This is a genomic window from Tessaracoccus terricola (assembly GCF_054776555.1).
Genome location: NZ_BAAHBS010000014.1, coordinates 1 through 6,923, shown reverse-complemented (window position 1 = coordinate 6,923; position 6,923 = coordinate 1). Strand labels below are relative to the sequence as shown.

The following is a 6,923-nucleotide window of genomic DNA, read 5'->3' as shown; positions in this document are numbered from 1 at the left end:
CTCCACCCGGCCGGCCGCATACGGTGGTCGCAGTGAACCACATCTAGGGCGTGGGGCGACAGAACATGTTCAGCTACACCCAGTCCGGAGGCGGTTCCCATTGAGGGGACCACCTAGAGTCGGTGAAACTCTCTGGCGAGCTCGACGCCGAAAAATAGCGCTCGGAGTACTCCCCGTTTTCAAATTGGGTCGATAACCCCAGCACCCAACCCGAGACCGTCTCACGCCAGTACATGACTCCTTGATTGTCGCCACGAACATCTTGGTAGACGCCGTGTTCAGGGGGAAGTCCTCGCTTTACGAAGTCCTGCTTGCTGTACACGGCGCCTACCAAGTCGACTGGGAAGTGAGCGTGTCTCCGATGCCGAGTCGTCGCGGATGTGCTCAGAACGCGGAGCATCTCCCGAGTCTCGAAGAACTCTCGATCATCAACGCGTTTGCCCGTGGCGTCCACTGAATCGCTGCCCGCGCTCTGCATCTGACGCGCAAGCTTCCTCTGGCCCACAAGCACACGCGCCTTGGGTAAGGCCCACTCCGCAAGTGCGTGCATCACCGACCAAGTCTTGGCCGAGTTCACCCGAGTATCGTAAGCAAGCTCTCTGCCATGGGCGACCCCGTGCCGCGACAGGCTGCCCTCCATTTGTGTCTGCTTTACGCCCGCACCATAGGTGGCCTGCAGGGCTGCAAGCCCTGCCTCTATGCTCATCAGTTTCGTAGGGTCCACCAGGTCGGCCTTTTCAGTGCCTCGGGTGAAGAACTTCTTGCCTCCCGTGACATCCATGACTATGCCCTCTAGCTGGGCTTGGAGAAGGGGGATGGATGCGTCGTAGCGGCCTGCCTCGTGATGCTGCTTGGCCAGCCAGAGCAGTCTGGCCCTGTTCTCAAACAGCGGCTGCAGGTCTGGATCGAGAGCCCCCATCACACGCACGCGGTCACAGGTTTGCTTCGTGCGCCAAGAGCCCTCCGCCTCCCATTGATTGGCGAGTTGAGCGTCAGCCTCTGCACCCCGACCAGCATTCACGAGCCGCACTGCACGTTCTATGGACTCCGAATGCATGACCATGATCGCCCACCCTCGAGGGACTAGGGTCACCATCGCTGCCTCGATGCCATCGAGGGTCCGTCGGTATCCCGCACTCACGGAAGCCAACTGGCGCCAATCGGCCTCGATCACCAAGCCAAGGCGCGTCATCCACTCGAGACCAGGGCCAGAGTGGATCGCCGCATTGATCATCGAGCGGGTCTGACCCGTTGGGTCAGCAGCGTTCCAGACCTGCTCGTGCACACTGAGGTCAGGCTCAGAAGTTGTCATGACTCCATCCTGCCAACAGGGAGTGACAAGTACTTGCCCTCGCGCTCCCGGTCCCGGTCCCTAGGTGGGCGCTGCCACACCTAATAATGGTGACGCTCCTAGTCACAGAGGTCTCAGCGGCCGATGTCGTCGTGGTTGCTTTGAACTCGCTGGGGATCGAACGCCCGAGTCGGGACTGCCGGAGATCAAGGTGACGCTTCTCTTGAACAGCGTCTCGATCATCCTCACCGAGAACCGTCTGCAGCAGCCTCTAGGCTCTGTGTTATCAAATGACCACCCTGACCGAGGTGATGAAGAATGCCCCAGCCCTACATCTCTTCTCGGCGGCTTGTCGCGAACTCGCTCTCGGCGATGTTGTCAGCGATCGAGGTCTACAACAAGCCGCGCATGGAGTACCGCGACGAGGTCACCGTGGTTCTCGTGGTCAACGCTTGGGAGCTCGCGTTGAAGGCGGCTCTGCGGCAGGCGAACAAGCGCATCTTCTATACCAAGAAGCGCGACCAGCCGTACCGGACCCTGTCAGCCGAGGACGCGCTCAAGCAAGTGATCACCCACAAACTCTTCCCAACAGGCGTCGACGGCAGGGCCCTGGCGGCCAACGTGACCGCTCTCATCGAGTACCGCAACCGTGCGGTGCACCTCTACGCCGCCGAGTTGGGCGAGATGGTCTATCCCTTCTTACAGACCAGCGTCCTCAACTACCGAGACTTCATGTTGGATCGCTTTAACAAGGACTTGGCCGACTCGATCACATGGCAGCTCCTCCCCCTCGGAGCCCAGGCGCCGACGGAGCCGATCCAGTTCATGAAGGCCGAGCCTGCCACCTCGGCCGTCACCGAGGTCCACGACTTCATCACGGGCTTGCGCAAGCTGCTCGACGAGGCCCAGGCTGCTGGCGCCGACATGCAGCGCGTCGCGGCGGTCTACGACGTTCACCTGCGTTCGGCAAAGGCTGTGACGGGGGCCGACTTGGTGGTTTCCGTCGCGCAAGAGGGCGAGCGTGTGATGGTGAAGAAGACCGATCCGAATCAGACTCACCCCTACACGGTGACCGAGCTTATGGAGCGAGTGAATGCCAAGCGTGGGGGTCCTGACAAGGGCAAGGTGCTGACGACCTACGATCACCAAGCCTTGTGCTGGAAGGAGCACATGCGCGACAACCCGCGCATGGCGTGGAAGCACAGCAATGGCGCGACCCATGTCTGGTCGGGCGACGCCGTGCGCTACATGGTCGAGCTCACCGACAAGCACTACGAACAGATCCGCGTCGAGTACCGCGAGCACCTGCGTGCAAAGAAGGCCAAGGGCTGAGGGGCCAGGCGAGTTCGCAGAGCGTCACACCAGCATCCGAATCTGCCGCTGCTGAAGCGTGCCGAGGTGGGACCAAGCGGGTGTCACGATGTCCGAAAGGGGGCGGCGGTGGACGTGGTCCCCGTCAGTTGCCCGTCTCTGCTGCGGTGGCCGCCGCGATCTTCTTCGCGACCTCGTCCAGGGATAAGGCCGTCCCGGTGGTTAGTCCGGAACGCGCACCGAGCAGCGGGCTCACGTCCCGCAACGCGTCGAAATCCGTACCGTGAGCGACCGGGATCACCCGGTCAGTGGCAAGTAGTGCGGCCAGCTCTTTGCTCGCGATCCCCGTGGCAGCCTCTAAGGTCTTGAGCATCGCGGGGGTCACCAGCACGATCCCGGCGCGGGAACTTCGCAGACCCTTGTCGATCTCTGTGAGCAGCGACTTACCGAGCCCGACATCGTACTCACTGAACCACACGGTCGCGCCGTGTGACATGAGCTGGTCACACAACTCTTTCGCGGCCCCCTGTCGATCATCCCAGGCGTGGCACAGGAAGATGTCGCGCCGGTCCGGATGGGCGCGCGCCACGACCTCGGCCTGACGGGCCAGCGGCTCAAACGTTCGCTCTTCAGTAGACGTGTAGGTCGCCGTGCCGCCGCTGCGGGTGCGCCGCGAGGTCGTCCGTCCGCCTCCGCCGGACGAGATGCCGCCGCCATTGCCGTAACGGACAGTCGGCGGGGGATAGTAGGACGGGGTCCTGTAGTACGAACGGCCACCTCGGCAGGCGGGGCAGTTCGCTGCGCCGCTCGCCGTGCGGTGACCCTCAACGGGTGCTGTGCACTGAGCCATGTCCTCATGGTAGGGGAACCCTCCGACACTCGCGGGCAGAGGAGGCGGGCACCCCATGCCCGCGCGTCCGCCCCATCCAGCACCGACCGTGTCCCGGGGGCTACGCCGGCACTTCTGCCGCGCCACCGCGAACATCCTCCCATGCCGCGATGAGCCACCTGACCCTTCTCTCCCGGAGGCGGGTTCCTCGCTCTCTGTCCGGGAGGGGCGTCTGAGGGCTTGTGTCGGAGGTATAGGAGACGATCGTCCCATGCCATTGTCAGAAGTTCTGTGGAGTTCGCTCACCATCATCGTCTCCCTCGTCGGATCCTGGCTCGTCGCTCGGTGGACGCTACGGGCTCAACGTGCGACCAGCGCGCATGCCGCGGCTATCGACCGGCTGCTTCCGTCGCTTGCTCGATTGCGCGCGTTGTTGCACGAGTCCAGCGTGCGCAACTGGGATTCGGAGGACGTCGCTGCGGCCGTCAATGAGTTTGAGTCGTTGTGCATGCAACACGCTTCAGCACTTCCTCCCGGGATACGCAGCGTTCGCTTTGACGTGCGTGCGGCTCTCGGGAATTACTTCGGCGGCGTTTCGCTCGCCTCCTTGGATGCCAGTATGGCTAATCTTCCGCTCGCCGAACCTCGTCCCTACTGGAGGGCGATCTCGGTCTCCTATCTCGAGTACGCAATGACGACACTGCAGCAGAGTCTCGTGCAGCCTAGGGCGGCGCCGATGGTTCACTTCTCCGACTGGCGCCGCGACGAGGACGAGTTCCACCGGTGACAGGACCAGCACCACGTCCGGATCTGCCGCACCTTGTTTGCGTGGTGAGAGCTCCACATCCGTCGGTATGGAAGCCTCGCTCACGCTGATGGTTGCCTAGTGCCCGGTTGCGAGACAGTGCTCCGGACCATTGGGGATAGCTGACATGAGCGGCAGTGCTCGATGTTGGGGCGTCGGCACCACCCATACGGTGCACGGGTATAGTGAGCCGCCCCCTTCATTCGGCCCGGACGTTCTGTGAGTCGTCGGTTTCCATTTGATGGGTGCACTGCCGAGCATACTCGGCTGGGGTTAGGTAGCCGAGCGAGGAGTGCCGGCGGTGGTGGTTGTACTCGTCCTTCCAGTCGCCGATGATGACCTGTGCGTGCAGCAGCGAGTAGAAGCTGTTGATGTTGAGGCACTCGTCGCGGATCCGGCTGTTGAACGACTCGACGTACCCGTTGCGCCACGGCAACCCGGAGGGATGTAGGACAGGCCGGTGCGGGTGCCGGCCCAGTCGGCCATCGCCTCGCTGATGAACTCCGGCCCGTTGTCCGACCTGAGCACCGCCGGGGTGCCCCGGGCGGCGACGAGGTCCTCAAGGTGGGCGGTGAGTCGGTCGGCGGTAATCGAGCGCTCCACGAGGCCGCCGATGCACTCCCGGGTGTGTTCGTCGACGATCGAGCAGATCTTGATCGGTCGTCCGTGCTCGTCGGCGTCGAACTGGAAGTCCACCGCCCACACCACGTTCGGCGCGTCCGCCGTCGGCGCGTCGACGGTCGAGGACCCGACGCGCTTGCGTCGACGCCGCTGCGGGACCCGGAGCCCTTCGTCACGCCACAGGCGTTGGATCTTCTTGTGGTTCACCACCCACCCCTCGGCGCGGGCGTCGTGATACGCCCGCCGATACCCGTAGCGGGGATGGTCCTTCGCCCAGGCGCGCAGCCACTCCCTGAGCGCGCGATCCGGGTCCGCGACCGTGTCGCCCTTGAGCGGTCGCCGGTACGCGGAGCGGCTCAGCCCGACCAGACGGCACGCCATCCGCTCGCTCACCTGCAGTGTCCTGATCAGGTGCGCGACGGCGGCACGGCGCCTGCCCGGGCCTAGAAGTTTCCCTCAGCCAGCTCCTTGAGCGCGGCCTTCTCCAACTCCGCCTCGGCGAGCAGACGCTTCAACGTGGCGTTCTGCTTCTCCAGCTCCTTCAGGCGCTTTGCGTCGTCGGCCTTGAGGCCGCCGTACTGGTTCCGCCACCGGTAGTACGTCTGCTCGGACACCCCGAGCTCCCGGCACACCGCCGCGACGTCCTGACCATCGGCGAGCATCCTGTCGGCCTGCCCGAGCTTACGGACGACCTGCTCCGGGGTGTGACGCTTCCTGCTGTTCGTCATGATCTGACCAGTCTCCCTGCCCGCGACCGCGGGCAACAGGACGACTCTCATAACGACTGGACCTACGAAACGGGGTCAGCCCAATAGCATCGTGAAACCCGCTCCCAAGTGGGCGCGCACATGAAAGAGGTGTCAATGGCCAAGCCAGAGACGGATCCGAGTCTCCTACGGCACGTCTTGGAGCGGTGCGGCACATTGTTGGTCGATCTCCGCATGTCGACCGGACCGGCGATCTATGCCGACGTCGACGCAACCGTGGCGGAACTCAGAGCACTGACCGCGGACGGCCCGACGACTGAGGTCTTGTGCCTCCTCAACTTCACGGACCCGAGCTTTGCCGCCGGGATGCTCGATCGTCTGGTCGAGTGGGCTCTCTATGATCGGCACCTCCCGGATGTTCTGGGGGCCATGGGCCGAGTCCATCGCCGGACACTAGAGGAACACGTCCCACGGTTGATGATGGAGTACCTGGACAAGACCGCCGACGACGAGTTCGAGTACAGAATGTTTGCGTCGACCCTTGCCTACCTAGGTTTGCAAGAGGGTGCTTCACAGCTTCATGAGCGGGCCCTGAATAGCCCGGACGCAGAACTGCGTCTTGCCGCGGAGGAAGACATCGTCTAGCAGCCCAACGGGCTAGCTCTCGTCGCCGTTTCGCACCTGCCGCACGCGCAAACCGACAAAGCGGAGTACCCGGCACTCGGGTCAGGCTGGCTTCGAACGTCCGGATCTGCCGCCGATGGTGCGGTCATTCACTAGTGAAGAGGAGAAGGTGTCGCCCGTCTTCAGCTCGCCACAACTGAGCTTCATAGGGCTGAGTGCCCTTAGCACCCTTCGGCGGTAGCCACTCCTCGACATCGCTGAGATCCGTCTTCACCTTCGCCCAAACCTCCTGAGCCCGGTTCGAGTCCACCCACTCTGCAATACCTTCTCCGCACTCGACTCTGACTGCGTCGAGTTCAGCCAAGCTGAGCAATCTCTCCACTTCATCACGCGAAAGGACGTCCAAGAACAGGTACTCCATGCCGTCGGGTCCGAAGAGTTCGGACCCGGCCGACCCCCAATGCCAGCGCGGCTTCCTGGCCGACTCGATTCCCGTCATGCACCAAGCTTCGCACCCCGAACGCCGCCAAGACTCAGTACCCATCAACGTGGACGTGGCCACGACGCGCTCAGATCAGCTTCCTTTCTGGGCACTCCCCTGCAGCGCCCGACGGCGGAACAACCATCCGGTCATGCCGCGTTCCGCAAGTGGCAGGGGACTCTTCCCGCACCCCCTTTTTCGTTATACGATTATCGCATGGTCAGTGACGAGCAGATCCAGAAGTGGGCCGACGA

The 6,923-nt window shown here is 63.3% G+C and carries 6 protein-coding genes and 1 pseudogene; 3 read left to right on the top strand and 4 right to left on the bottom strand.

Going from position 1 to position 6,923, the window contains the following annotated elements; all coding sequences use genetic code 11:
- Positions 1-73 precede the first annotated feature (73 nt).
- The gene (locus ACYU7G_RS17455) at positions 74-1,312 is read right to left on the bottom strand and encodes a hypothetical protein (RefSeq protein WP_461110084.1); all 1,239 of its coding nucleotides are present in this window, start codon (positions 1,310-1,312) and stop codon (positions 74-76) included.
- Positions 1,313-1,609: 297 nt separating this feature from the next.
- Between ACYU7G_RS17455 and ACYU7G_RS17450 the strand changes: the two genes are divergently transcribed.
- Positions 1,610-2,623 (top strand): DUF3644 domain-containing protein, encoded by a 1,014-nt coding sequence (locus tag ACYU7G_RS17450; RefSeq protein WP_461110083.1) that lies wholly within the window; start codon positions 1,610-1,612, stop codon positions 2,621-2,623.
- A 124-nt stretch (positions 2,624-2,747) separates the two neighbouring features.
- Here ACYU7G_RS17450 and ACYU7G_RS17445 read toward each other — a convergent pair whose 3' ends face one another.
- Positions 2,748-3,452, bottom strand: coding sequence for a toll/interleukin-1 receptor domain-containing protein (locus tag ACYU7G_RS17445; RefSeq protein WP_461110082.1), 705 nt, complete (start codon positions 3,450-3,452; stop codon positions 2,748-2,750).
- Between the two features lie 250 nt (positions 3,453-3,702).
- Between ACYU7G_RS17445 and ACYU7G_RS17440 the strand changes: the two genes are divergently transcribed.
- Positions 3,703-4,218, top strand: coding sequence for a hypothetical protein (locus ACYU7G_RS17440; RefSeq protein WP_461110081.1), 516 nt, complete (start codon positions 3,703-3,705; stop codon positions 4,216-4,218).
- Between the two features lie 217 nt (positions 4,219-4,435).
- On the opposite strand, the pseudogene ACYU7G_RS17435 reads toward ACYU7G_RS17440, so the two are convergent.
- Positions 4,436-5,585 (bottom strand): annotated as a pseudogene (locus ACYU7G_RS17435) (IS3 family transposase).
- A gap of 135 nt (positions 5,586-5,720) precedes the next feature.
- Here ACYU7G_RS17435 and ACYU7G_RS17430 point away from each other — a divergent pair.
- A complete protein-coding gene (locus ACYU7G_RS17430; protein ID WP_461110080.1) occupies positions 5,721-6,209 on the top strand; it encodes a hypothetical protein in 489 nt (162 codons plus the stop codon).
- A 124-nt stretch (positions 6,210-6,333) separates the two neighbouring features.
- Here the strand turns inward: ACYU7G_RS17430 and ACYU7G_RS17425 are convergent, their stop codons facing one another.
- Positions 6,334-6,687, bottom strand: a complete 354-nt coding sequence (locus ACYU7G_RS17425) for a hypothetical protein (protein ID WP_461110079.1) — start codon at positions 6,685-6,687, stop codon at positions 6,334-6,336.
- Positions 6,688-6,923: the final 236 nt, after the last annotated feature.

Excerpts from the sequence above, each read along its gene's own strand:
- ACYU7G_RS17445 (WP_461110082.1), bottom strand. The coding sequence starts at position 3,452 with ATGGCTCAGTGCACAGCACCCGTTGAGGGTCACCGCACGGCGAGCGGC.
- ACYU7G_RS17450 (WP_461110083.1), top strand. The coding sequence starts at position 1,610 with ATGCCCCAGCCCTACATCTCTTCTCGGCGGCTTGTCGCGAACTCGCTC.
- ACYU7G_RS17425 (WP_461110079.1), bottom strand. The coding sequence starts at position 6,687 with ATGACGGGAATCGAGTCGGCCAGGAAGCCGCGCTGGCATTGGGGGTCG.
- ACYU7G_RS17455 (WP_461110084.1), bottom strand. The coding sequence starts at position 1,312 with ATGACAACTTCTGAGCCTGACCTCAGTGTGCACGAGCAGGTCTGGAAC.
- ACYU7G_RS17440 (WP_461110081.1), top strand. The coding sequence starts at position 3,703 with ATGCCATTGTCAGAAGTTCTGTGGAGTTCGCTCACCATCATCGTCTCC.
- ACYU7G_RS17430 (WP_461110080.1), top strand. The coding sequence starts at position 5,721 with ATGGCCAAGCCAGAGACGGATCCGAGTCTCCTACGGCACGTCTTGGAG.